This is a genomic window from Ancylobacter sp. (genome assembly GCF_965229075.1).
Lineage (GTDB): Bacteria > Pseudomonadota > Alphaproteobacteria > Rhizobiales > Xanthobacteraceae > Ancylobacter.
In genome coordinates, this window is sequence record NZ_CBDDIO010000002.1 from 1,337,926 (window position 1) to 1,361,240 (window position 23,315).

The 23,315-nt window shown below is 68.5% G+C and carries 23 protein-coding genes; 13 read left to right on the plus strand and 10 right to left on the minus strand.

The annotated features are described in order from the left end of the window. Window positions 1-144: 144 nt before the first annotated feature. The 3 genes from hslV to hslU are packed head-to-tail and all read left to right on the plus strand — an operon-like array spanning window position 145 to window position 3,079. Window positions 145-690, plus strand: coding sequence for an ATP-dependent protease subunit HslV (gene hslV / locus ACO07Z_RS12345; RefSeq protein WP_421698989.1), 546 nt, complete (start codon window positions 145-147; stop codon window positions 688-690). Next, window positions 687-1,775, plus strand: coding sequence for a hypothetical protein (locus ACO07Z_RS12350; RefSeq protein WP_421698990.1), 1,089 nt, complete (start codon window positions 687-689; stop codon window positions 1,773-1,775). The genes hslV and ACO07Z_RS12350 overlap by 4 nt, the downstream gene beginning before the upstream one ends. Next, on the plus strand, window positions 1,772-3,079 hold the full coding sequence (gene hslU / locus ACO07Z_RS12355) for an ATP-dependent protease ATPase subunit HslU (RefSeq protein ID WP_421698991.1): 1,308 nt from the start codon (window positions 1,772-1,774) through the stop codon (window positions 3,077-3,079). The genes ACO07Z_RS12350 and hslU overlap by 4 nt, the downstream gene beginning before the upstream one ends. A gap of 226 nt (window positions 3,080-3,305) precedes the next feature. On the opposite strand, the gene ACO07Z_RS12360 is transcribed toward hslU, so the two are convergent. Genes ACO07Z_RS12360 through ACO07Z_RS12375 form a run of 4 tightly spaced genes read right to left on the minus strand, consistent with a single transcriptional unit; the run spans window position 3,306 to window position 6,276 of the window. Next, the gene (locus tag ACO07Z_RS12360) at window positions 3,306-3,671 is read right to left on the minus strand and encodes a helix-turn-helix domain-containing protein (RefSeq protein ID WP_244380373.1); all 366 of its coding nucleotides are present in this window, start codon (window positions 3,669-3,671) and stop codon (window positions 3,306-3,308) included. After that, complete coding sequence (locus tag ACO07Z_RS12365) at window positions 3,668-4,276, minus strand: Smr/MutS family protein (RefSeq protein WP_421698992.1); 609 nt, start codon at window positions 4,274-4,276, stop codon at window positions 3,668-3,670. Before ACO07Z_RS12365 ends, ACO07Z_RS12360 begins: the two co-directional genes overlap by 4 nt. Next, on the minus strand, window positions 4,276-5,535 hold the full coding sequence (locus tag ACO07Z_RS12370; RefSeq protein ID WP_421698993.1) for a murein transglycosylase A: 1,260 nt from the start codon (window positions 5,533-5,535) through the stop codon (window positions 4,276-4,278). Before ACO07Z_RS12370 ends, ACO07Z_RS12365 begins: the two co-directional genes overlap by 1 nt. A gap of 12 nt (window positions 5,536-5,547) precedes the next feature. Beyond that, entirely contained in the window at window positions 5,548-6,276 is a 729-nt protein-coding gene (locus ACO07Z_RS12375; protein WP_421698994.1) for a Tim44/TimA family putative adaptor protein, read from the minus strand. A 414-nt stretch (window positions 6,277-6,690) separates the two neighbouring features. Between ACO07Z_RS12375 and secB the strand changes: the two genes are divergently transcribed. Continuing rightward, window positions 6,691-7,155, plus strand: a complete 465-nt coding sequence (secB, locus tag ACO07Z_RS12380) for a protein-export chaperone SecB (protein ID WP_421698995.1) — start codon at window positions 6,691-6,693, stop codon at window positions 7,153-7,155. A gap of 45 nt (window positions 7,156-7,200) precedes the next feature. Here secB and dnaQ read toward each other — a convergent pair whose 3' ends face one another. Genes dnaQ through ACO07Z_RS12405 form a run of 5 tightly spaced genes read right to left on the minus strand, consistent with a single transcriptional unit; the run spans window position 7,201 to window position 10,871 of the window. Then, window positions 7,201-7,902: a DNA polymerase III subunit epsilon gene (dnaQ, locus tag ACO07Z_RS12385; protein ID WP_307018586.1), complete on the minus strand. Its 702-nt coding sequence runs from the start codon at window positions 7,900-7,902 to the stop codon at window positions 7,201-7,203. Further along, on the minus strand, window positions 7,895-8,524 hold the full coding sequence (gene coaE, locus ACO07Z_RS12390) for a dephospho-CoA kinase (RefSeq protein ID WP_421698996.1): 630 nt from the start codon (window positions 8,522-8,524) through the stop codon (window positions 7,895-7,897). Before coaE ends, dnaQ begins: the two co-directional genes overlap by 8 nt. 13 nt (window positions 8,525-8,537) lie before the next feature. Next, on the minus strand, window positions 8,538-9,383 hold the full coding sequence (locus tag ACO07Z_RS12395; protein WP_421698997.1) for a shikimate dehydrogenase: 846 nt from the start codon (window positions 9,381-9,383) through the stop codon (window positions 8,538-8,540). Continuing rightward, complete coding sequence (locus ACO07Z_RS12400; RefSeq protein WP_421698998.1) at window positions 9,380-10,012, minus strand: Maf family protein; 633 nt, start codon at window positions 10,010-10,012, stop codon at window positions 9,380-9,382. Before ACO07Z_RS12400 ends, ACO07Z_RS12395 begins: the two co-directional genes overlap by 4 nt. After that, on the minus strand, window positions 10,005-10,871 hold the full coding sequence (locus ACO07Z_RS12405) for a pyruvate, water dikinase regulatory protein (protein ID WP_244449939.1): 867 nt from the start codon (window positions 10,869-10,871) through the stop codon (window positions 10,005-10,007). Before ACO07Z_RS12405 ends, ACO07Z_RS12400 begins: the two co-directional genes overlap by 8 nt. Before the next feature lie 341 nt (window positions 10,872-11,212). Here ACO07Z_RS12405 and hemE point away from each other — a divergent pair, with 341 nt between their 5' ends. The 4 genes from hemE to ACO07Z_RS12425 all read left to right on the plus strand — a co-directional run bounded on the left by hemE (window position 11,213) and on the right by ACO07Z_RS12425 (window position 14,811). Next, the gene (hemE, locus tag ACO07Z_RS12410; RefSeq protein ID WP_421698999.1) at window positions 11,213-12,274 is read left to right on the plus strand and encodes a uroporphyrinogen decarboxylase; all 1,062 of its coding nucleotides are present in this window, start codon (window positions 11,213-11,215) and stop codon (window positions 12,272-12,274) included. A gap of 134 nt (window positions 12,275-12,408) precedes the next feature. Then, window positions 12,409-12,834, plus strand: coding sequence for a protoporphyrinogen oxidase HemJ (hemJ, locus tag ACO07Z_RS12415; RefSeq protein ID WP_421699000.1), 426 nt, complete (start codon window positions 12,409-12,411; stop codon window positions 12,832-12,834). 242 nt (window positions 12,835-13,076) lie between these two features. After that, entirely contained in the window at window positions 13,077-14,342 is a 1,266-nt protein-coding gene (gene rho / locus ACO07Z_RS12420) for a transcription termination factor Rho (RefSeq protein ID WP_244449942.1), read from the plus strand. A 64-nt stretch (window positions 14,343-14,406) separates the two neighbouring features. Then, a complete protein-coding gene (locus ACO07Z_RS12425) occupies window positions 14,407-14,811 on the plus strand; it encodes a hypothetical protein (protein ID WP_421699001.1) in 405 nt (134 codons plus the stop codon). Window positions 14,812-15,158: 347 nt separating this feature from the next. Here ACO07Z_RS12425 and ACO07Z_RS12430 read toward each other — a convergent pair whose 3' ends face one another. Then, window positions 15,159-17,186 carry a thioredoxin domain-containing protein gene (locus ACO07Z_RS12430; protein ID WP_421699002.1) on the minus strand — a complete coding sequence of 676 codons (2,028 nt, stop codon included), beginning with the start codon at window positions 17,184-17,186 and terminating at the stop codon, window positions 15,159-15,161. A gap of 75 nt (window positions 17,187-17,261) precedes the next feature. On the opposite strand from ACO07Z_RS12430, the gene mnmE reads away from it, so the two are divergent. From mnmE to ACO07Z_RS12455, 5 genes are all read left to right on the plus strand, one after another. Next, complete coding sequence (mnmE, locus tag ACO07Z_RS12435) at window positions 17,262-18,671, plus strand: tRNA uridine-5-carboxymethylaminomethyl(34) synthesis GTPase MnmE (protein WP_421699003.1); 1,410 nt, start codon at window positions 17,262-17,264, stop codon at window positions 18,669-18,671. Between the two features lie 249 nt (window positions 18,672-18,920). Next, window positions 18,921-20,789 carry a tRNA uridine-5-carboxymethylaminomethyl(34) synthesis enzyme MnmG gene (mnmG, locus tag ACO07Z_RS12440; protein WP_421699004.1) on the plus strand — a complete coding sequence of 623 codons (1,869 nt, stop codon included), beginning with the start codon at window positions 18,921-18,923 and terminating at the stop codon, window positions 20,787-20,789. A gap of 58 nt (window positions 20,790-20,847) precedes the next feature. Then, window positions 20,848-21,540: a 16S rRNA (guanine(527)-N(7))-methyltransferase RsmG gene (rsmG, locus tag ACO07Z_RS12445; RefSeq protein ID WP_421699005.1), complete on the plus strand. Its 693-nt coding sequence runs from the start codon at window positions 20,848-20,850 to the stop codon at window positions 21,538-21,540. Continuing rightward, window positions 21,533-22,390 carry a ParA family protein gene (locus ACO07Z_RS12450; RefSeq protein ID WP_421699006.1) on the plus strand — a complete coding sequence of 286 codons (858 nt, stop codon included), beginning with the start codon at window positions 21,533-21,535 and terminating at the stop codon, window positions 22,388-22,390. Before rsmG ends, ACO07Z_RS12450 begins: the two co-directional genes overlap by 8 nt. An 11-nt stretch (window positions 22,391-22,401) precedes the next feature. After that, window positions 22,402-23,310 carry a ParB/RepB/Spo0J family partition protein gene (locus tag ACO07Z_RS12455; RefSeq protein ID WP_421699007.1) on the plus strand — a complete coding sequence of 303 codons (909 nt, stop codon included), beginning with the start codon at window positions 22,402-22,404 and terminating at the stop codon, window positions 23,308-23,310. Window positions 23,311-23,315 lie beyond the last annotated feature (5 nt).

The following is a 23,315-nucleotide window of genomic DNA, read 5'->3' on the forward strand; positions in this document are numbered from 1 at the left end:
CAAAGGGCTCCCGGAAAGAGCGCGCCTCTTAGCAGCTATGCGGTTGCTATGCCATATGCACGCATGACAGCGGCCACCCGCAGGCGCGGCGAGTTGCGCCCGCGCAGCGAGGCCTTAAGTAAGGGGCCTCGACCGGAGCCCTTCATGACCCATTCCCCCGACACGATCTACGGCACCACCATCGTCTCCGTCCGCGCCGGCGGGCGCGTCGCCATTGGCGGCGACGGGCAGGTGACGCTCGGCAACACGGTGATGAAGTCGAACGCCCGCAAGGTGCGCCGGCTGGGCAAGGGCGACGTGATCGGCGGCTTCGCCGGCGCCACGGCGGACGCCTTCACCCTGTTCGAGCGGCTGGAAGCCAAGCTGGAACAGTATCCCGGCCAGCTGCAGCGCGCCTGTGTCGAGCTCGCCAAGGACTGGCGCACCGACCGCTATCTGCGCCGGCTGGAGGCGATGATGATCGTCGCCGACGCCAACGTCACGCTGGTGCTCACCGGTACCGGCGACGTGCTGGAGCCGGAGAACGGCATCGCCGCCATCGGCTCGGGCGGCGGCTTCGCGCTGGCGGCGGCCCGCGCGCTCGCCGACAGCGGCAAGGACGCCGAAGCCATCGTGCGCAAGAGCCTCGCCATCGCCGCCGACATCTGCATCTACACCAACCATAATGTGGTGGTGGAGACGATCGGGTGACCCTTTCGGAGCAGACCGTCCTCGTCGCGACCGAGCGCGGCATCATCTCGCCGGAGCAGGCCGAGCGCCTGCGTGCGCTGGAGGCTGAGCTGGCGCCGAGCACCGGCGCCACCCTCCCGCCGCCGGAGGATGACGAGCGGCTGCGCCTCGTCACCGGCTTCGGCGATATCTTCGTCACCATCGGCCTCGCGCTGTTTCTCGGTGCGCTCGGCTATTTCAGCACGGCGCTCGGCGCCGCCGGCATGTGGGCCGCGATCGCCGCGGCCAGCTGGCTGCTGGCGGAATTCTTCACCCGCGTGCAACGCATGGCTTTGCCCAGCATCGTCCTACTCGTGGTGTTCTGCGGATCGGTGTTCGTGGCGGCGTCGGCCGCGCTGGGCAGCACCGTGCCCCTGTTCCCGAGCGTCCTCTCGCTGAGCGAGGCCCCCGTGACCCTGGCGCTCGCCGGTCTGGCGACGCTGGCGGCCGCGACGCTGCATTACTGGCGCTTCCGGGTGCCGATCACCATCGCCGCCGGCGCGGCGGCGCTGGTGGCCATCGTGGTCGGCCTGGTCGCGGCCGTGGCGCCCGGCGGCATCGAAGCCGCGATCAATCCGGTGCTCATGCTCTGCGGCCTCGGCGTCTTCGCCCTCGCCATGCGCTTCGACCTGAGCGACCCGCAACGGCTCACCCGGCGCACCGACATCGCCTTCTGGCTGCATCTGCTGGCGGCGCCGTTGATCGTGCATCCGCTCATCCACGGCTTCATCTGGCCGGACGGCACGCCCGGCGAGGCCAGCGCGCTGCCGGTGCTGGCGGTGTTCGCTGTGCTCGGCGTGGTCGCGGTGCTGATCGACCGCCGCGCGCTGCTCGTCTCCGGCCTCGCCTATGCCGGCTTCGCCTTCGCCTCGCTCATCGAGGGCAGCGGCTTTGCCGACAGCTCCACACCGCTGAGCCTGCTGGTGCTCGGTGCCCTCATCCTCCTGCTGAGCGCGCTCTGGCACCCGCTGCGTCGGGGCGTGCTCGCGCTCGTCCCGGCCCGCCTGGCGCAGCGCCTGCCCCACCCCCTTGTTTCTCTCTCGACGCGGAACGCCTCATCGTCATGACCAGCTTCTCGCCCCGCGAAATCGTCTCCGAGCTCGACCGCTACATTGTCGGCCAGCACAAGGCCAAGCGCGCGGTCGCCATCGCCCTGCGCAACCGCTGGCGCCGCCAGCAGCTTGAAGGGCAGCTGCGCGAGGAAGTGCTGCCGAAGAACATCCTGATGATCGGCCCCACCGGTGTCGGCAAGACGGAAATCTCCCGCCGCCTCGCCAAGCTCGCCGGCGCGCCCTTCCTCAAGGTGGAAGCGACCAAATTCACCGAGGTCGGCTATGTCGGCCGCGATGTCGAACAGATCATCCGCGATCTCGTCGAGATCGGCATCGGCCTGGTGCGCGAGGTGCGCCGCAAGGGGGTGGAGGCCAAGGCGCATCTCGCCGCCGAGGAACGGGTGCTCGACGCGCTGGTCGGCGCCACCGCCTCGTCCGGCACGCGCGAGAGCTTCCGCAAGAAGCTGCGCGACGGGCTGATGGACGACAAGGAGATCGAGATCGAAATCGCCTCGGGCAATCAGGGCATGCCGATGTTCGAGATTCCCGGCATGCCCGGCGCGCAGATGGGCGCCGTCTCCATTGGCGACATGCTGGGTAAGGCCTTCGGCGGCCGCTCCAAGCCGCGCCGGGTGACGGTGAAGGACGCCCACCCGCTGCTGCTCTCGGAAGAAGCCGACAAGCTGATCGACCAGGACGCCATCGTGCAGGAAGCCATCCGCTCGGTGGAGGAGAACGGCATCGTGTTCCTCGACGAGATCGACAAGATCGCCGGCTCAGAGCGGCGCGGCGGCGCGGATGTGTCGCGCGAAGGCGTGCAGCGCGACCTGCTGCCGCTGATCGAGGGCACGACCGTCTCCACCAAGCACGGGGCGGTGAAGACCGACCACATCCTGTTCATCGCCTCCGGCGCCTTCCACGTCTCCAAGCCGTCGGACCTGCTGCCCGAACTGCAGGGCCGGCTGCCGATCCGGGTCGAGCTGGAAGCCCTCACCCGCGAGGATTTCACCCGCATCCTCACCGAAACCGAGGCGAGCCTCGTCAAACAGTCGGTGGCTCTGATGGGCACGGAAGGGGTGGAACTCCTCATCACCGAGGAGGCGGTGGCGGCCATCGCCGACATCGCGGTGCAGGTGAACGCCAGCGTCGAGAATATCGGCGCCCGCCGGCTGCAGACGGTGATCGAGCGGGTGCTGGACGACCTGTCTTTCACCGCGCCGGACCGCGCCGGCGACAAGGTGGTGGTGGATGCCGACTATGTCCGCTCCCGCGTCGCCGACCTCGCCGGCAACACGGATCTGAGCCGCTACATCCTCTGATTCGGTTCCGGAACGAGTGCTGAGCCGACTCAACGTTTCACGTGAAACCGGGGCGCGCTGCCTGTACGCCCCGTCTGCGTGCTTCGAGGCCGGCCTTTCGGCCGGCACCTCAGCATGACGGGGGGCAACGCTGCATCGCCGGCTGGTCTTGCTGGGAGAGGAACCTCGTCATGCTGAGGAGCGGGGCAGTGCCCCGCGTCTCGAAGCACGCAGGTCCACAGCACCGCTACCCCGGCCGTCCCAATATCTTGAGCCGGCCAAGCAGTTCCGCCACCGCTTCCGGCGGCAGGGTCGCGATTTCGCGCGCCAGAAGATTGGCCAGTTCGGTGGCCTCCGGCGAGAGGCCTGACGTGTCCACCACCACGCGCGGGTCGGAAAGCTCCGCCAGCGCCTGCAACGCCTCGGCCTCGTCCCAGATCACGTTGAAATAGGCGATGATGCGCTGAAGCATCAACCAGGTCGGCTGGCCGCGCTTGCCGTGTTCCAGGGCGGAGAGATAGGCGGCGGACACGCCGATCGCCTCGGCCATCTGGCTCAGCGTCACCCCGCGCTCGGCGCGCAGTTCGCGCAAGCGGCGGCCGAACGGGGTCACAGCCGGCCTCCGCGCAGGCGGCGCACCCGCACATAGAGCGCGCCTTCCCCGCCATGGCCGCGCCCGGCGGTCTCGAAGCCGAGCACGATGGTGCGCAGTTCCGGGGCGCCGAGCCATTGCGGCACCAGCCGGCGCAGCACCCCGCGCCCGCCTTCGCCGGCGAGCATGCTCATCGCCTCGCCCTTGCCGGTGATGACAAGCACCAGCCCGTGGCCCTCGCCTTGCGCCGCGCGCAGAAAGCCGATCAGCCGTCCATGCGCCGCCGCCTGGGTCATGCCGTGCAAATCCAGCCGCGCATCCACCTCCGCACCGCGCGAGAGCCGGCGGCGCAGCTTCGGCTCCAGCGGGGCGAGCGGCGGCGGGGCCGGGGGCTTTGGGGGCGCCTTGGGGGCGGCGGGAACGGCCTTGGCCGGCTTGGCGACCGCCGTCGGGGCGGCCTCGGGCGGCGCTTCGACCACCCCGCCGGCCTCGGCCTTGGCGAGGGCGGCGCGCTTCACCGGGCGGATCGGCTTGATGGAGCGGGTGACATGCTCCCACAGCGCCTTTTCCTCGGCGTCGAGCGGCCGCCGCCGGCGGGTGCGCCCGGCTGAATCGCTGCCCGCCATCACGGCGTCTCCGAGATCGCGGCGGGGATCGTCGGCCGGGGCCTCGGCAACGGCACCCGGGCGCGGGCGGGATCGAGCACGCGCGGCAGCAGCAGGACGAAGCGGCCGGGGTGCTGCACCCGGCCGGCGATGGTGCCGGCCTCCGGCCCCGCGCCGAAGAAGATGTCGCCGCGCGCCGGGCCGATAATGGCCGATCCCGTGTCCTGCGCGATCATCAGCCGCTCGAACGGTTCGGGCGCACCGTCCCGCCCGGTCGGCAGATCGGCATCGAGGAAAATGGGCGTACCGTAGACATGGATCGCCTTGTCGACGGCGAGCGAGCGTCCGGCGGTGAGCGGCAGGCCCTGCGCGCCCACGGCGCCGTCTTCGGCGGTGAGTTCGCGGGCGACGCGGAAAAAGACATAGGAACGGTTCTGCCGCATCAAGGCGCGCCCTTCGTCGGGATGGGCGGCGATATAGCCACGAATGGCGTCCATCGACATCTTTTCGCGCGGCACCAGCCCGCGTTCGATCAGCAGCCGGCCGATCGGCGTGTAGGGCTGGCCGTTATGGCCGTCATAATTGAGCCGTAGCACCTCTCCATCGGGCAGGCGCACCCGCACCGATCCCTGAATATGGGCGAAAAAGGCGTCGGCGGGGTCGCGGATCCACGCCACCACCTCCGCCCGGTCACCCAGCGCCCCATCCTCGATGGCGGCGCGGTCGAAATAGGGTAGGCGCTGGCCGTCCACCTCGCGAAAGGCGCCGCTCTTGTTGGTCGGGGGCCCGCCGCCGGGCGGGGTCTCGATGATGAGGTCGCGCGGCCGGGCATAGAGCGGCGTGGCGAACACGTCGGAACGGGTGCGCGCCCCCTCCACCTCCGGCTCGTAATAGCCGGTGAGGAAGCCGGCCGGCTTGTCCAGCGCGGTGATGATGTAGGGACGGAATTCGCGCTCGAAGAATTTTCGCGCCGCCGCTTCGCCCGGCGGCTTCGGCAGCCGTGCCGCACGGGCGCAGATCGGCCGCAAGGCGGTGAAGACGGGGCGGGGCGGGGCGACGAGGTCCGGCTTGCGGACGAGCGCCGTGCAACTGCGGCGGAAGGTGGCGAGCGCCTTGGCGTGGTCGTCGCCGGCCCAGCCGGGCAGGTCGGCGAAACGGGTCGGCTCCAGCACCGCCTGCGGAAACAGCGGGGCAGGGGCGGCATGCGCGTCGTTGCCCCCGCCGGCGAGGGCGCCGGTCAGAACGAGGAGAAGAGCGGGGAGGACGAGAGGCGTGCGCACCCCGTCATCTTCTCACGAAGCCGCTTCGGTGGCGACCAGCTTCCAGTTGGGGTCGCGGGCGCCAAGTTCGCGCGCGAAGGTCCACACATCGGTCACGTCGGCGACCTGCTCGGGATCGCCGTCCACCACGCCGCCATTGCGGTCGCGGGTGACGGAGATCAGCTGCGACAGGAAGCGCACGGTGATCTGCGCGCTGCGTCCGCGTGCCTCGGCCTCGATGATCTCGGCCTTCTCGATGCCGACGAACTGCGTTTCCATCTTCTCGCCGCGCTGCTCGCGCTCGGCGATGGCGGCGCTGAAGCCGTCGAACACGTCGCGCGCCAGCAGGTCCTTCAGGCTGGCGCGGTCGCCATTGGCGAAGGCGACGATGATCATCTCGTAAGCCGCGCGGGCACCGGTGAGGAAGTGCTTGGCGTCGAATTCGCGCTCCTGCGCGGCGATGGCGTCGAGGCCGTTGGCCACGGCCGAGCCGACCTCGGCGATGCCGGCCCAGCGTGCCGGGGCGGGCTCGGCGTCTTCCACCGGTTCCACCGGCGCGGGCACGGCGGGCTTATCGGTGGCGGTGCCGGGGAAATTCACCACCTTGTCGGAGGCGCCCACGGGCGCCTTGGCGGCATCGCGGCGCGAATAGGGATCGTAAGGCGGCCGCTCCCGCCCCGTCCGCTGCCCCAGCACGCTCCGCAGCCGTATGAAGATGAACACGGCGAGGGCCAGGAAGATGATCGTATAAATATCGAACACGTCGCAGTTCGCCGCTGTTGGCCCCGCCGGAGCCGTTCCGGCGCGGGACTGTGCCTCATGTGGTGTCCGCGCGACGCCTTCCAAGGACGGGCCGCGCGGTTGACATGACCTATTTACGACGTCTGGCCGATTTCGCCACCCCGTCCCTGCCGCAGGGTCATCACTTCGGCGGAGCAGCAGGGCGATAAGCTGACGTCCCGGCCACAGTAGAGCACAGCCGCCGCGTCCGCCAAGCGCCGCCGTCGCCCGCATCCGCAGCAGGCCGCGCAAAGCGTGCCGCGCGCTTGTGAGCCGCACCCAACCGTGTTAGCGACACCCGCCCTTTGCAAGACCGGCTGAGGCGGAACGACCGACCCAGCGGCACCATCGCCGGTGCCCCCGGGGGCGATGCCGGCGAACCCCACGGAGAAACCTATGGCTGAGACCGACAACGCCCAGATGCCGACGCTTCAGGTGCTGACGCAGTACACGAAAGACCTGTCCTTCGAAAATCCGGGCGCGCCGGAATCGCTGGTCGTCAAGGGCCAGCCGCAGATCGGCATCCAGATCAATGTCGGCGCCAAGCCGCTGCGCGACGGCGCCGAGTATGAAGTCGAGCTGAAGGTCGAGGCCAAGGCCGAGCTGAACGGCAAGACGCTGTTCGCGCTGGAGCTGGTCTATGCCGGCATCTTCCGCGCCCAGAACGTGGCGCAGGAGACCATCCACCCCTTCGTGCTCATCGAATGCCCGCGCATGCTGTTCCCCTTCGCGCGGCAGATCGTCGCCGACACGGTGCGCAATGGCGGCTTCCCGCCGCTGATGATCGACCCGGTCGATTTCGTCACGCTGTATCGCCAGCGCATGGCCCAGCAGGCGCCGAGCAACGTGCTCGCTTCCTGACGCGCCTTCCGGCGCTCTGACCTCTCTACAGCACGGCCGGCGGCGTCAGCTTCCGGCCGTGTATTCGTTCCAGATGGCGTTTTCGCCCAGCGTGGCGATGAAGGCGGCATGCGCCGCTGCCTCTTCCGCGCTCCGGCGCGGCGCCAGCGGGCGGGGGCGCTGCAACGGCGCCGCCACCTGCCCCTCGATCACCACCGTGGTCGTCGTCTCCACCATGGTGAGGCTCAGCGCCGTCTGCTTGCCGCCGCACAGCTCGGCGTAGACCTCGGCCAGCAATTCGGAATCGAGCAGCGCCCCGTGCTTGGTGCGGCGGGATGAGTCGATGCCGTACCGGTTCATCAGGTCATCGAGACGATTCGACGCACCCGGATGCCGCCGCCGCGCCAGCGACAGCGTATCGACCACGCGGTCGAAGGTGAGCGCCGGCCGCCCGACCTTCGCCAGCTCCGCATTGAGGAAGCCGATATCGAAGGCGGCGTTATGGATGACCAGCGGGTCGCCGGCGATGAAGGCGAGGAAATCGTCCACCACCTGCGCGAAGAGCGGCTTGTCGGCGAGGAATTCGGTCGAGAGGCCGTGGACGTTGAACGCCTCCACCGGCATGTCGCGCTGGGGGTTCAGATAGACATGGTAGACTTGCCCCGTCGGGATGCGGTTGTAGATCTCGACACAGCCGATCTCCACCAGACGGTCGCCGGTGAGCGGGTTGAGCCCGGTGGTCTCGGTGTCGAGCACGATCTCACGCATCGCATTTCCCTTCGTCGTCGCTGCGCCGTGCCCGCAGCTCGTCCAGCAGCGCCGCCACCGCCGCGCGGGCGCGGTCGAGCCCATGGCCGGTGTCGATCACATGGTCGGCCCGCCGCCGCTTTTCGCTATCCGGCACCTGCCGGGCAAGGATGGCGGCAAATTTCTCTTCCGTCATGCCCGGCCGGGCGAGAACCCGGGCGCGCTGCACCGATTCCGGTGCGCTGACCACCAGCACGGCGTCGACGCGGTTCTCGCCGCCGGTCTCGAACAGCAGCGGGATGTCGAGCACGGCGATGGGCGCGCCGGCGGTCGCGGCGGCTTGCAGAAACGCCTTTTCGCGCGCATGCACCAGCGGGTGGACGATGGCTTCCAGCCGCTTCATCGCCGCCTCATCGCCGAGCACACGCGCGCCGAGCAGAGTACGGTCGATCCGCCCGCCCTGCGTCACGCCGGGAAAGGCCGCCTCGACCGGGGCGACGCCCTCGGCGCCATAAAGCGCGTGAACGGCCGCGTCGGCATCGTGCACCGGCACGCCCTGCTCGCGGAAAATCTGCGCGGTGGTGGATTTGCCCATGCCGATCGAGCCGGTCAGGCCGAGGCGGAAGGGCCGGCGGGCGCTCACGCGAACGTCCCCCTCACGCGAACTGCCCTTTGGCCTTGAGGTCGGCGATCGCGAGGGCGCGCAGTTCCGCCGTCACCTCCGGCCGCACGCCAAACCAGCGCTCGAAGCCCGGCACCGCCTGGTGCAGCAGCATGCCGAGCCCATCCACCGTGGCGAGGCCGCGCGCCTTGGCGGCCCTCAGGAGCGGGGTTTCCAGCGGCACATAGACGATGTCCGTCACCAGGGCGTCGGGCGAAAGCGCGGAAAGGTCGACATCGAGCGGCGGCTGGCCCTTCATGCCGAGCGAGGTGGTGTTGACCAGCAGCCGGCAGCCGATCAGCCGCCCGCCAAGGTCGCGCCACTCCACCGGGAGCACACGCGGGCCAAACTGGTCGCGCAGCGCCTCGGCCCGCGCAATCGTGCGGTTGGCCACCACCACGCGGTCGACCCCGCGCTGCAACAGCCCGTAGACAATGGCCCGCGCCGCGCCGCCGGCGCCCAGCACCACCGCCTCGCCCAGCGCCCGCGCCCATTCCGGCTCGGCAGCGTCGAGATTGGCGAGGAAGCCGTGCACATCGGTATTAGCGCCGTGGAGCGCGCCGTCATCCAGCCAGATCGTGTTCACCGCGCCGAGGGCCTCCGCCACCGGATCACGCACCGCGCAGGCGCGGAAGGCGGCTTCCTTATGCGGCACGGTGACATTGCCGCCGACGAGGCCGGACGCGGCGAAAGCGCCGAGAAAACCGTCGATCTCGGCGGGCGGAACATCGCGGACGCCGTAGCTGCCGTCGATGCCGTGCTGGGCCAGCCAGTAGCCATGGATCAGCGGCGAGCGCGAATGGCTGACGGGATGGCCGATGATCGCGACATGACGGGTCACAGCAGAAGTCCTTCGGAGCGCAGAAAGCCGAGCAGCGGCAGCAGCGGCAGCCCCAATATCACCGAATGGTCGCCCTCGACACGCTCGAACAGGTGAATGCCCAGCCCTTCCAGCTGGTAACCGCCGACGCTGGACAGCACTGCCTCGCCCGCCGCATCGAGATAGGCCTCGATCGCCGCCTCTGTGAGCGGGCGCATCGTGAGATGCGCGCTGTCCACCGTCGCCCACAGCACCGCGCCGTCGCGTGCCACCGCCACGGCCGAATGCAGGCTATGGGTGCGCCCGGCGAGACGGGCGATCTGCGCCCTCGCTGCCGCCCGGTCCGCCGGCTTGTGCAGGGCGTCGTCGCCCAGCGCCAGCGTCTGGTCGGCACCGATGACGTGCCGGCCGGGATGCGCCGCCGCCCCCGCCAGCGCCTTGGCCCGAGCGAGGGTGACCGCCACGCCGGCGGGATCGGCACCATCGCGCACCGCCTCGGCCTCAATGGCGCGCTCATCGACCGCGACGCTCACCGCCTCAAACGGCACGCGGGCGGCCTCCAGCAGCGCCCGGCGGGCGGCGCTCTTCGAGGCGAGCAGCAGCGGCGCCGTCCCGCGCCAGAGCGGATTGTCAGGCACGGCCTCAGCCATTCGGGTTCTCGGTCTGCTGGCGCCGGCGCTCCTGCAGCAAGGCGATGATCGCCGCCGCCGTCTCCTCGATGGAGCGGCGGGTCACGTCGATCATCGGCCAGCCATGGCGGGCGCAGAGCCGGCGGGAAAAGGCGATCTCCTCCGCCACCGCCTCGCGGTCGGTATAGGTGTCGGCGGCCTGCGCGGCGTTCAGCCCGAGCAGCCGGTTGCGGCGGATTTCCACCACCCGGTCGGCACTGGCGAGCAGGCCGACCACCAGCGGGCGCTTGAGGTCGGCGAGGCCCGGCGGCACCGGCAGGCTCGGCACCAGCGGGATATTGGCGGTCTTGATGCCGCGATTGGCGAGATAGATGCTGGTCGGCGTCTTCGAGGAGCGGGAAATGCCGAGCAGGACCACATCGGCGGCTTCCAGCCCGTCCACATGCTGGCCGTCATCATGCATGACGGTGAAGTTCATCGCGTCGATGCGGCGGAAATAATCGCCGTCGAGCTGGTGCTGACCGCCGACGCGCGGCTCCGGCGCCCCGCCGAGATAGGCCTGGAACAGCTGCACGACAGGCGCCAGCACCGAGAGCACCGGCACGCCATGGTCGCGGCAATAGGTCTTCAGCCGGTTGCGCAGTTCCGGGTCGGTCAGCGTGTAGAGCACGATGCCGGGAAATTCGTCGATCGCCTGCACCACCTTGTCGAGCTGCTTGTGCGAGCGCACCAGCGGGTAAATGTGCTCGATCGGCTTCACGTCATACTGCGCCGCCGCCGCGCGGCCGACGCTGATCAGCGTCTCGCCGGTGGAATCCGAGACGAGATGGAGGTGGTAGTAGCTCTCCGACGGGCGGTTGGCGTCAGTCACGCCGTTCATCCACAGGCCTGTGCATAGAATGGGAACAAGCCACGCCCTTCGACGGTTCGCAAGGGGAGGGCTGGGGACAGCGGCGGTTTTCCTCCACAGGCGAGACCCTGTGCGCTTTATCAAGGCGGGCGCGGCGAACTGCGTGGATAACCCCGCATGCGGCGCTTAAGCCCTTAAACCGGCTGAATTTTGGAATCGTCTGCGCGCGGCCCGCCGGTGCCACGCCTGGGGGTCTGTTGTGGGCGGGGAGGAACATCTCTAATCCCCTGCTCACTACACAGACAACCTTCTATTCAAAGTGCTTAAAGAAGTATGAAGAGGCAGGGGACAAGCGGATGGAAAGCGCCGGAATGGACAGCGCCACGGCAGGGGCCAGCGTGACGAAGAAGCCGATCCTGCTGCAGGCGCTGGAAGGCCATGTGCCCAACCGCACGCCGATCTGGATGATGCGCCAGGCCGGGCGCTATCTCCCGGAATATCGCGAGGTACGGGCCAAGGCCGGCGATTTCCTCACCCTGTGCTACACGCCCGATTACGCCGTCGAGGTGACGCTGCAGCCGATCCGCCGTTTCGGCTTCGACGCGGCGATCCTATTCTCCGACATTCTCGTCGTGCCGCACGCGCTCGGTTGTCCGCTGACCTTCGAGGCCGGCGAGGGGCCGCGTCTGGTGCCGGTCACCACTGGCGCGGAACTCGCGGCGCTGCGCCAGACGCTCGACCCGGACAAGATCGACCGGGTGCTGGAAGCGGTCAGCCGCATCCGCGCCGAGCTGCCCGCTGAGACGGCGCTGCTTGGTTTCTGCGGCGCACCATGGACGGTGGCGACCTATATGATCGCCGGGCGCGGCACGCCGGACCAGGCGCCGGCACGCCTCGCCTCGCTCACGGACCCGGCCTTCTTCACCGCGCTGATCGATCTCCTGGTGGAAACCTCCACGCGCTATCTCGTCGGCCAGCTCAAGGCTGGCGCCGATGCAGTGCAGATTTTCGACAGCTGGGCCGGGGTGCTCGATCCCGAGAGCTTCCGCCGCTGGTCAATCGACCCGATCCGCCGCATCGTCGCCGCCGTGCGAGCGGAAGTCCCGAGCGCGCGCATCATCGCCTTCCCCAAGGGCGCGACGCTGTCCGGGCTCACCGAGATGGTGCAGGCGACGGGCGTGAACGCGGTGGGCCTCGACTGGACCGCCGACCGCAAGGCGACGCGCTACGCGCTGGGCGGCAAATGCGCGTTGCAGGGCAATCTCGATCCGCTCACCCTCATCGCCGGCGGTGCCGCGCTCGATTCCGCCATCGACGGCATTCTCGCGGATTTCCACGGCGCCTCGCATGTGTTCAATCTCGGCCATGGCATCCGCCCGGAAACGCCGATCGCCCATGTCGAGCGGATGATCGCGCGGATTCGCGGCGTCTAGAGCACGTTCCGATCTGACTGCATCGCAATCAGATCGGTAAAACGTTCTCTATCAATACTTTAGAGACTGATTCACCGATCAGGTTGATTCAACCTGATCGGATCAGGCTCTAGGCGAGGGGTCGAAGGCGTTCCATGTTGTATGAGTGGATCAAGGTGCTGCATGTGATCGCCATCATCTCCTGGATGGCCGGCATGCTCTATCTGCCGCGGCTGATGGTCTATCACTGCGACGCGCCCAAGGGTTCGCCGCAGTCGGAAACCTTCAAGGTGATGGAACGCCGCCTGCTCAAGGCGATCATGAACCCGGCGATGATCGTCGCCTGGCTCGCGGGCCTGTGGCTCGCCTGGGACGGTGGCTGGTTCACGTCGGGCTGGTTTCACGTGAAACTGGCGCTGGTGCTGGCGATGAGCGGCTTTCACGGCGCGCTGTCGCGCTGGGTGAAGGATTTCGCCGCCGACCGCAATGTCCGCCCGGCCCGCTTCTACCGCATCATGAACGAGGTGCCGACGCTGCTGATGATCGGCATCGTCATCATGGTCATCGTAAAGCCGTTTTGACGCGTTCAAAGCGTGGCGCGGCGCACTTGCGCCGAATCGTGCCTTTGCCTATGGTGCGCGAACTCCACGAAGCTGGCTGTCGCTCCGTTCAGGCGGGCATCTTCCCCGATGCCGCACGGTGTGCCGGATAAGAAGCCGATCCCCTCGGCCTGGGTCCGCAGACCAGCGCTTCCCACCTTTTGTCGTTTCGGCGGGACTTCCCGGCCGGCTACGTCCACATTTAGATATCGAGGCCTTTTCCCATGGGGGAAATGAAGCTCCAGGACCTCAAGTCCAAGAACCCCGCCGAACTTCTGGTGTTCGCGGAGGAGCTTGAGGTTGAGAACGCCAGCACGCTGCGCAAGCAGGAGCTGATGTTCGCCATTCTCAAGCAGCTCGCCGCCAAGGACACCGACATTATCGGCGAGGGCGTGGTCGAGATCCTCTCCGACGGGTTCGGCTTCCTGCGCTCCCCGGACGCGAACTACCTCCCCGGCCCTGACGACATCTATGTCTCGCCCAGCCAGATCCGCCGCTTCGGCCTGCGGACGGGTGACACGGTCGAAGGCCAGATCCGCTCCCCGAAGGATGGGGAGCGCTACTTCGCCCTCCTCAAGGTCAACACGATCAATTTCGAGGACCCGGACAAGATCCGGCACAAGATCAACTTCGACAACCTCACCCCGCTCTATCCCGACGAGCGGCTGAAGCTGGAAATCGAAGACCCCACCCGCAAGGATTTCTCGGCCCGCGTCATCGATGTCGTGGCGCCCATCGGCAAGGGCCAGCGCGGCCTCATCGTCGCGCCGCCGCGCACCGGCAAGACGGTGCTGCTGCAGAACATCGCCCAGTCCATCACGACAAATCATCCCGAGTGCTACCTCATCGTGCTGCTCATCGACGAGCGGCCGGAGGAAGTGACCGACATGCAGCGCTCGGTGAAGGGCGAGGTCGTCTCCTCCACCTTCGACGAGCCGGCACAGCGCCATGTGCAGGTCGCCGAGATGGTGATCGAGAAGGCTAAGCGCCTGGTCGAGCACAAGCGCGACGTGGTGATCCTTCTCGACTCCATCACCCGTCTCGGCCGCGCCTACAACACGGTGGTGCCGTCGTCGGGCAAGGTGCTGACCGGCGGTGTCGACGCCAATGCCCTGCAGCGGCCCAAGCGCTTCTTCGGCGCGGCGCGCAACATTGAAGAGGGCGGCTCGCTCACCATCATCGCCACGGCGCTGGTCGATACCGGCTCGCGCATGGACGAAGTGATCTTCGAAGAGTTCAAGGGCACCGGCAATTCCGAGGTCATCCTCGACCGCAAGGTGTCGGACAAGCGCGTGTTCCCGGCGATCGACATCACCCGTTCGGGCACCCGCAAGGAAGAGCTGCTTGTGCCGGCCGACGTTTTGAAGAAAATGTACGTCCTGCGCCGCATTCTCAACCCGATGGGCACGGTCGACGCGATCGAGTTCCTGGTCGACAAGCTGCGCCAGACCAAGACCAATGGCGACTTCTTCGACTCAATGAACACGTAAAGCAAAACATAAGGCAAGCGCGCCCACGGCGAAAACGCCGGGGCGAGGCCGCTGGGAGGCGGGCATGCGGGCAGGGCGGATCTACCGGCTTTCGTTGATGTCGCTACCTGTCACTCTGCTTCTGGCGTTGCCTGTGCAGGCGGGCGTCGCCGAGCGCGAGCCGCCCATGGCCGAGCTGTGGCTGTTCGTCATCGGCATCGCCGCGCTGAGCTGGGTCATGGCCTGCCGGCGCTGGTGGCTTCCCCTCGCCGTGTGGCTGCCCACGGCTCTGTTCGTCGCCAGCCTCATCGCCGATTTCGCCGATCCCGTCATCGGGCCGGCGGTGCGGGCCGAACTCGGGCTCGCCTATGTGCTGCAGGCGGACCTCGCCGGCGCGCTGATGCTGGTGGTGCCGCTGATGCTGGCCAATGTGAAGTTCAGCCGGCTGGACACGGATAACCGGCCGCGCATGCGGGGTCAGCGGCGCTGATTGCGGGTTTGCACTGAATACGGCTGAATCTCCGGTATCTTTGGCAAATTCGCCCGAAATTCATCATTTCGCTTACGAAATGATGGCCTTCAGAAATGACTCAGGGCGGGCGAGAGACGTGTCGTCCGATCCATTCCTCGTAAAAGCCCAAACGCCCGCCAGCGGCCGTTTCTGTTGATCTGTGCGGGGGTGGGGGATTTTCTCCCCGGATTATCCACAGGCTTACCCACACAAGGCGCTGGTGGCGCCGATTCGACTACGCGACGCCGTCGTCGGCGCGCTGATCGCCCGCTCGTACCGGCAAGCGGGGGAGGGGCCTCAAAGGCGGCCCTATTGGCCCCCTCCCTTCAGCCGCCGCGCAGCAGCTCCTCCAGTCGATTCACTTCCGTAACGGGCAGCGAACAACTGCCGCCAGCGCAGACGAAGGCGGCTGACCCGTTGTCGCCCTCGCTTCCGCTCGTCAGGCTCTCGGCCTTCGCCCGCGCCGGGTGATCGGCGGGCAGGGTGGAAGGGTTGGCCACGCGCTGCACGCTGACATCGACCAATGGCATCCGCCGGGCGGCGTCGGTCAGCGCGTCAGCCTCAGCCCCCGCGCCGATCACCACCACCTCGCGCGCCCGCAGCCTGGTGTCGAGCGCGTTGAGCAGCCCGGCATGGCTGTAGAGGTTCGGCGCGGCGCGCGGCAGCAGCGTCTCGAACAGGCGGTCGGCGCGGGCGCGATAGGCGTCATCGCCGGTCAGCGTCGCCAGCCGCACCAGATTGCGGGCGATCAGCGCCTGCGGGTTGGTCACCGCATCATCGGCGGTGGCGTCCGGGCGCAGGATCAGCCCTTCCGCGTCGTCGGCGGTGAGGTAATAGCCGCCCGCTTCGGTCGCGTGATGCCGCTCAAGCATCCCCTGCCAGGCCACCGCAAGGTCGAGATAGGCTTGCTCGCCCGTCGTTTCCGCCAGCGCCAGCGCCGCGCCGATCATCGCGGCGTAATCCGAGGCGAGACCGGGGAAGACCAGCCGGCCCGCGCGCCAGCTATGGCCGAGCCGCCCGTCCTTCACCATCGATTCGGCGATGAAACGGAACGCACCGGCGGCCAGCTCCACCCATTCCGGCCGGCCGATGCGTGGGGCGGCGCCGACCAGCGCCGAGATCATCAGCCCGTTCCAGTCGGCCAGCACCTTGTCGTCGCGGCCGGGCGGCACGCGCTTTTCCCGTACGGCAAGCAGCTTGTCGCGCAGCATGGCAAGCCGCACTTCGTCCGCGCCCGAGCGCTCCATCTCCTTCAGACGGTTGGGGATCGACACGCCTTCCCAATTGCCGAAGGGGGCGATGTCGTAATGGCGGGCGAAGAATTCCGCGTCCTGCGCCCCCAGCGCGTCCAGCACCTGTTTCAGCGTCCAGACATAATAACGGCCTTCATGGCCCTCGGAATCGGCGTCGAGGCTGGCGGCGAAGGCGCCGCCTTCGGTCAGCATTTCCCGCTGCAGCCAGCCGACCGTCTCGATGGCGCGGGCGCGGAACAACTCGGCGCCGGTCTCGGCATAGGCCAGGCCGAGCAGGTCGAGGATTTGCGCATTGTCGTACAGCATCTTCTCGAAATGCGGCACCAGCCAGCGGTCATCGACGCTGTAGCGGGAATAGCCGCCGCCAATATGGTCGTAGATGCCGCCCTCGCTCATGCCGTCCAGTGCGTGCAGCGCCGCGTCGCGCAGCTTTTGCCGACCGGTGCGCTCCCAGCCGCGCCACAGCAGTTCGAGGAACGGCGTGTTGGGGAATTTCGGCGAGCCCTGCAGGCCGCCATGCTCGGTGTCCATAATGCCGAGAATGCGCCCTGCGATGTCATCCAGCTCATTGGTGCCGATCACCACCTGGCCCGCCGGCCGCGCCTTCTGCCGCAGCCGCTCCAGCAGCGCCACCCGGTTCTGGGCGATGCGCGGATCGCCAGAGGCATAGGCGTTCGCCATGGTCTTCAGCACATCGGTGAAGGCGGGCTGCCCATAGCGCGCCTCCTTTGGGAAATAAGTGCCGCCCCAGAACGGCGCGCCCTCGGGGTCGAGGAACATGGTCATCGGCCAGCCGCCCTGCACGCCGAGCTGCTGGAGGGCGGCCATATAGATCTGGTCGACCTCCGGCCGCTCCTCGCGATCGACCTTGATGTTGACGAACAGCTCGTTCATCACCGCCGCCGTCGCCGCGTCTTCGAAGCTTTCATGCGCCATCACATGGCACCAATGGCACGCGGCATAGCCGATCGAGAGCAGGATCGGCCGGTTGCTGCGCCGCGCCTCGGCGAAGGCCTCCGGCGTCCATTCCCACCAGTCGACGGGGTTGTCCTTGTGCTGGAGCAGATAGGGGCTGGCGGCGGCGGCGAGCTGGTTGGGCAAGATGACGCTCCGGCTTGGGACGGGGTATCGTGGCGGCCGGTCAAGGCGGCCGATTCAACAGATAGGGCGTAGCGGGTGGACGTGCAGGAAAAAAGCGCAATCGCGACCGACGCAAAGGCGACCGGTCCGGGCGGCGGGGCAGGGGAAGGGGCGCGGGGTGACACCATCGCGGCGGTCTCGTCCGGCACCGGCGGGGCGGTGGCGGTCATCCGCCTGTCCGGCCCGCAGGCCGGTGTCGCGCTCGCCGCGCTCGCCGGGCGCCTGCCGGAGCCGCGCCGCGCCCAGCTTGCCCGGCTGCGCCATCCCGTCTCCGGCGAAGCGCTCGACCAGGGGCTCGTGCTGTGGTTCCCCGGCCCGCGCAGCGCGACGGGGGAGGATATGGCGGAGCTGCAAATCCATGGCGGGCGCGCCGTGGTCGCCGCCGTGCTCGGCGCGGTGCTCACCGTGCCGGGGCTGCGGCCGGCGGAGGCGGGCGAGTTCACCCGTCGCGCCTTTCTTAATGGGCGGATGGACCTGACGGAAGCCGAAGGCCTCGCCGACCTGATCGCCGCGGAGACGCAGGCGCAGCGCCGGCTGGCCTTCGCTCATGCCTTCGGCCATCTCGGCCAGCAGGTGGAAGCGTGGCGCGGCCGGCTCATCCGCGCCATGGCGCTTATCGAGGCCGGCATCGATTTCGCCGATGAGGACGATGTGCCGGCCGGCGCGCGCGCGTTGGCGAAGCCGGAAGTGACGGCGCTTCTGGAAGAACTCACCTGTGCGCTGGCCGACCGACGTGGCGCGCTGGTGCGCGAAGGCGCGCTCATCGCCATTGCCGGCCTGCCCAATGCCGGCAAGTCGTCGCTGCTCAACGCGCTCGCCCGGCGCGAGGTCGCCATCGTTTCCGACGAGCCGGGCACCACGCGCGACCTGCTGGAAGTCGCGCTCGACCTTGACGGCCACAAGGCGACGCTGGTCGACACCGCCGGCCTGCGCGAGGCGGAAAGCCGGGTGGAGGCGGAGGGTATTCGCCGCGCCCGCGCCCGCATGGCGGAAGCCGACCTCGTTCTCTGGGTACACGATCTCACCGATGGCGCCGCGCCGGCCGAGGCCCCGGTAACGGCCGACGCGCCGCTCTGGCTGCTCGGCAACAAGGTTGACCGGGCGGAGGGTTCCCCCACGCTCGGCGTTGATTGGGCGCGCCATCAGCTGGCGGTTTCCGCCGCGCGCGGCGAGGGGCTGGAGGAACTCACCGGCGCCCTCGGCCGCTTCATCGCCGAGCGGGCGGCGGGGGAGCACCCGGCGCTGCTGCGTGCCCGCCATCGCGCCAGCGCGGAGGAAGCGCGCGGTCATCTCGCCTTGGCCCTGGAACGCTGGGACGGGCTCGACGACGAACTCCTCGCCGAAGAACTGCGCCTCGCCGCGCGGGCGCTTGGCCGGATGACCGGCGCCATCGGCGTCGAGGATCTTCTTGATGTCGTGTTCCGCGAATTCTGCATCGGCAAATAGGCACCGCGCGGGACAGCGGATTCACGTGAAACACCGGCCACACCGAGGCCGATTCGTAAACGAAATGTTTCACGTGAATCAGCTCGCCGGGTTCTCCACCACGAAGACGAGCGCCCCCGCGACTTGACGCCGGGGTGAAACGCTGGCTCAAACGGCACTCTCCCTTTGCCGGCCAATCCGTGCGCGTGCTTTCAGCGACGCGCGAAAACGCCGCGAGCCCATGAACCGCGAGCTATGATCCGCGAGCCAATGACCAGCGTTTCCGTCTCTCCCGATCTTCGCTTCGATGTCGTCATCGTCGGTGGCGGGCATGCCGGCGCCGAGGCGGCGGCCGCCGCTGCCCGGCTCGGCGCCCGCACCGCGCTGGTGACGCACAGCCACGCCACGCTCGGTACCCTGTCGTGCAATCCCGCGATTGGCGGGCTCGGCAAAGGCCATCTCGTGCGTGAGATCGACGCGCTGGACGGGCTGATGGGCCGCGTCGCCGATCAGGGCGGCATACAGTTCCGGCTGCTCAACCGGCGCAAGGGGCCGGCGGTGCGCGGCCCGCGCGCCCAGGCCGACCGCAAGCTCTATGCGCAGGCAATGCAGCGGGAGATCGATTCGCAGCCGAACCTATCGGTGGTCGAAGGCGAAGCCGACCGCCTCATCATGAAGGACGGCTGCGTCGCCGGGCTGGTGCTGGCGGATGGCCGCCATGTCGCGGCGGGCGCCGTGGTCATCACGACGGGCACGTTTCTCAATGGGCTGATCCACATCGGCGACCGGCAGATTCCGGCGGGCCGGATGGGCGAGGCGCCGGCGCGCGGGCTGTCTTCGTCGCTCGCCGCGCTCGGGCTGCGGCTCGGCCGGCTGAAGACGGGCACGCCGCCGCGCCTCAACGGCCGCACCATCGACTGGGCCGGGCTGGAGATGCAGGAGGGCGACACGCCGCCCGAACCGTTCTCGGCGCTCACCACCGCGATCACCAACCCGCAGGTGATGTGCGGCATCACCCGCACCACGCCGGAAACCCATGCGGTGATCCGCGCCAACATCGCGCGCTCGGCCATGTATTCCGGCAACATCCAGAGCGTCGGTCCGCGCTACTGCCCCTCCATCGAGGACAAGATCGTCCGCTTCGGCGAGCGCGATGGGCACCAGATTTTCCTGGAGCCGGAAGGGCTGGACGATCCGACCGTCTATCCCAACGGCATTTCCACCTCGCTGCCGGAAGAGGTGCAGCGCGCGCTTCTGGCAACCATTCCGGGGCTGGAACGGGTGGAGGTGCTGCGCCCCGGCTATGCCATCGAATATGATCATGTCGATCCGCGCGAACTGGAGCCGACGCTGGAGGTGCGCAGGGCGCGCGGGCTGTTCCTTGCCGGCCAGATCAACGGCACCACCGGCTACGAGGAAGCGGCGGCGCAAGGTCTGGTTGCCGGGCTCAATGCCGCTCGCCGCGCCGGCGGCCAGGACGGCGCGACCTTCGATCGGGCAGAAGCCTATATCGGCGTGATGATCGACGACCTCGTCACCCGTGGCGTGTCGGAGCCTTACCGCATGTTCACCTCGCGGGCGGAGTACCGTCTCTCGCTGCGCGCGGACAATGCCGACCAGCGGCTGACGGCCAAGGGCGAGGGGCTCGGGCTCGTCGGCGAAGCCCGCCGCCACCACTTCGCCGGACGCCGGGAGGCGCTGGCGCGGGTGACCGCCTGGGCGCATTCGGTCTCCATCACCCCAGGGGAGGGAGACCGCCACGGCCTGACCCTCAACCGCGACGGCCAGCGGCGCACGGCGTTCGACCTTCTCTCCTACCCGCAGGTCGGTTGGGCTGACATCTGCCGCATCTGGCCAGAGGCGCAGGCGGAAGAGCCGCGCATTGGCGAGCAGGTGGAAGTCGATGCCAAATACGCCGTCTATCTCCATCGGCAGGAGGCCGACATCGCCGCCTTCCGCCGCGAGGAAGCGGCGGAATTGGCGGAGATGGATTATCGCGGGCTGGCCGGACTCTCCAACGAGCTCAAGGCCAAGCTGGAATCGATTCGGCCCCGTACCATTGGTCAGGCAGGGCGGATTGATGGCATGACGCCGGCCGCGCTCGCGCTGCTCGCCGCCCATGCAAAGCGGGCCTCCTGAACCGGCGCCAGCAGCGGTCTTTCGCTGATCCCCGGCCGCCGATGCGGTATGCTGCGGCATGTCCCAAACCGATTCGTCCGACCGCGCCCATGCGCTGAGCCTCACGCCTGTTTCACGTGAAACAGAACAGCGGCTCGACATCATCGTCGCCCTGCTGGAAAAATGGCAGCGCACCATCAATCTGGTCGCGCCGGCCACGCTCCCCGTGGTGTGGACCCGGCATGTCGCGGACTCGCTGCAGCTGATTCCGCTGGCAGGAGCGGCGACACGCTGGGTCGATCTCGGCTCCGGCGGCGGTTTTCCCGGCCTCGTCGTGGCGGCGGCGCTGGCGGAGCGGCCGGACGCGGATGTGACGCTGGTGGAGAGCGACAGCCGCAAGGCGGCGTTTCTGCGCGAGGCGGCGCGGCTGGCGGACCTTCCGGTCACGGTGGTGCCGTCGCGCATTGAGCAGGTCGCCGGCGCGCTGGCCCCGGGCGTCGAGGTGGTTTCCGCCCGCGCGCTTGCGCCATTGCCGCGCCTGCTCCAGCTGGCGGCGCCCTTCCTTGCACAGGGGGCGACGGGGCTGTTCCTGAAGGGACAAGATGTTGATAACGAATTGACCGAGTCAGCTAAATCTTGGAGAATCAACAGTGAAACCTCGCCCAGCCTTACTGGTGGCGGCGGGCATGTGCTGATCGTCCGCAGCGCCGTTCCCTTGAGCGCCGAGGCGGCCGCAGACGACGGTTTTTCGCAGGGTGGACATCATGACTGAGGCTTCGCTCGCTCCCGCCGCGCCCCGGGCGGTTCCCCGCGTGCTCGCCCTCGCCAACCAGAAGGGCGGCGTCGGCAAGACCACGACGGCGATCAATCTCGGCACCGCCCTCGCCGCCATTGGCGAGACAGTGCTGATCATCGATCTCGATCCGCAGGGCAATGCCTCCACCGGGCTCGGCATCGAGCGCAGCCGCCGGCGCGTCTCCACCTATGACGTGCTGACCGGCGAGATCGAGCTGCGCGACGCGGTGCTGGAAACCGCGGTGCCGCGCCTGCACATCGCGCCCTCGACGCTGGACCTCTCCGGCATCGAGCTGGAACTCGCCAGCCAGCGCGACCGCGCCTTCCGCCTGCGCGATGCCATTCGCCGGCTGAATGGGACGGCCGATTCGGATCCGGAACGAACGGATCCCGAATACACCTACGTGCTGATCGATTGCCCGCCGTCGTTGAACCTGATCACGGTCAACGCCATGGCGGCGTCCAACGCGATTTTGGTCCCGCTGCAATGCGAATTCTTCGCGCTGGAAGGCCTGTCGCAGCTGCTGAAGACCGTGGAGCAGGTGCGCACCACGCTCAACCCCGGCCTGTCCATCCATGGCATCGTGCTGACCATGTTCGACGCGCGCAACAATCTCTCCACCCAGGTGGTGGACGATGTGCGCCAGTTCATGGGCGAGAAGGTCTATGAGACCATCATTCCGCGCAATGTGCGGGTGTCGGAAGCGCCGTCCTATGGCAAGCCGGTCCTGCTCTACGATCTCAAATGCGTGGGGTCGCAGGCCTATCTTCGTCTCGCTTCCGAAATAATCCAGCGCGAGCGCAGCCTGCGCGTCGCAGCGGCGTGAGGGAGGGAGCAATGGCGATGGCGGAAGACGGCGGCCGCTCGCGGCTCGGGCGCGGCCTTGCGGCGCTGATCGGCGATATGGGCGAGGATGGCGGCGCCAGCAATGAGCGGGCCCGCGTTCCCGGCGGCGCGCGCAAGGTGCCGCTGGCTTTTCTGCGCGCCAATCCGCGCAACCCGCGCCGCAGCTTCGCCGAGGCGGACCTTGAGGATCTCGCCGCCTCCATCCGCGAGCGCGGCATCATCCAGCCCATCGTCGTGCGCCAGGTCGCCGGCGAGCGCGACGCCTATGAGATCGTCGCCGGCGAGCGTCGCTGGCGGGCGTCGCAGCGGGCGGGCATCCATGAGGTGCCGATCGTCGTCGTCGAGGTCAATGACCGCGAGGCGCTGGAAATCGCCATCATCGAGAACGTCCAGCGCGCCGATCTCAACCCGCTGGAAGAGGCGGCGGGCTACCAGTCGCTCGCCGACCAGTTCGGCTATTCGCAGAACGATCTCGCCCGCGTCATCGGCAAGAGCCGCAGCCATGTCGCCAATACGATGCGGCTGCTGCGCCTGCCGGAGCCGGTGAAGGCCTATCTCGCCGATGGCCGCCTCTCCGCCGGCCATGCACGAGCGCTGCTGACGCAGGACGATCCCGAGGCGCTGGCGCGGGCGATTGTCGAGCAGGGCATGAATGTGCGCGCCATCGAGGCGCTGGCGCAGGAGCTCAACGTCGCCAAGGCGGAAGCGGCCGGTAAGCCGCCGAAGAATCCGAAGCATCCCGCGCTCGACGCCGACACCGCCGCGCTGCAGCGCCGGCTCTCCGACGAACTCGGCCTTGCGGTGACGCTGAAGCATGATGGCGAGGCGGGCGAGATCCGCATCCGCTATTCCTCGCTCGATCAGCTCGACGAGGTCTGCCGGCGCCTCGCCGGCGTCTGAGCCAG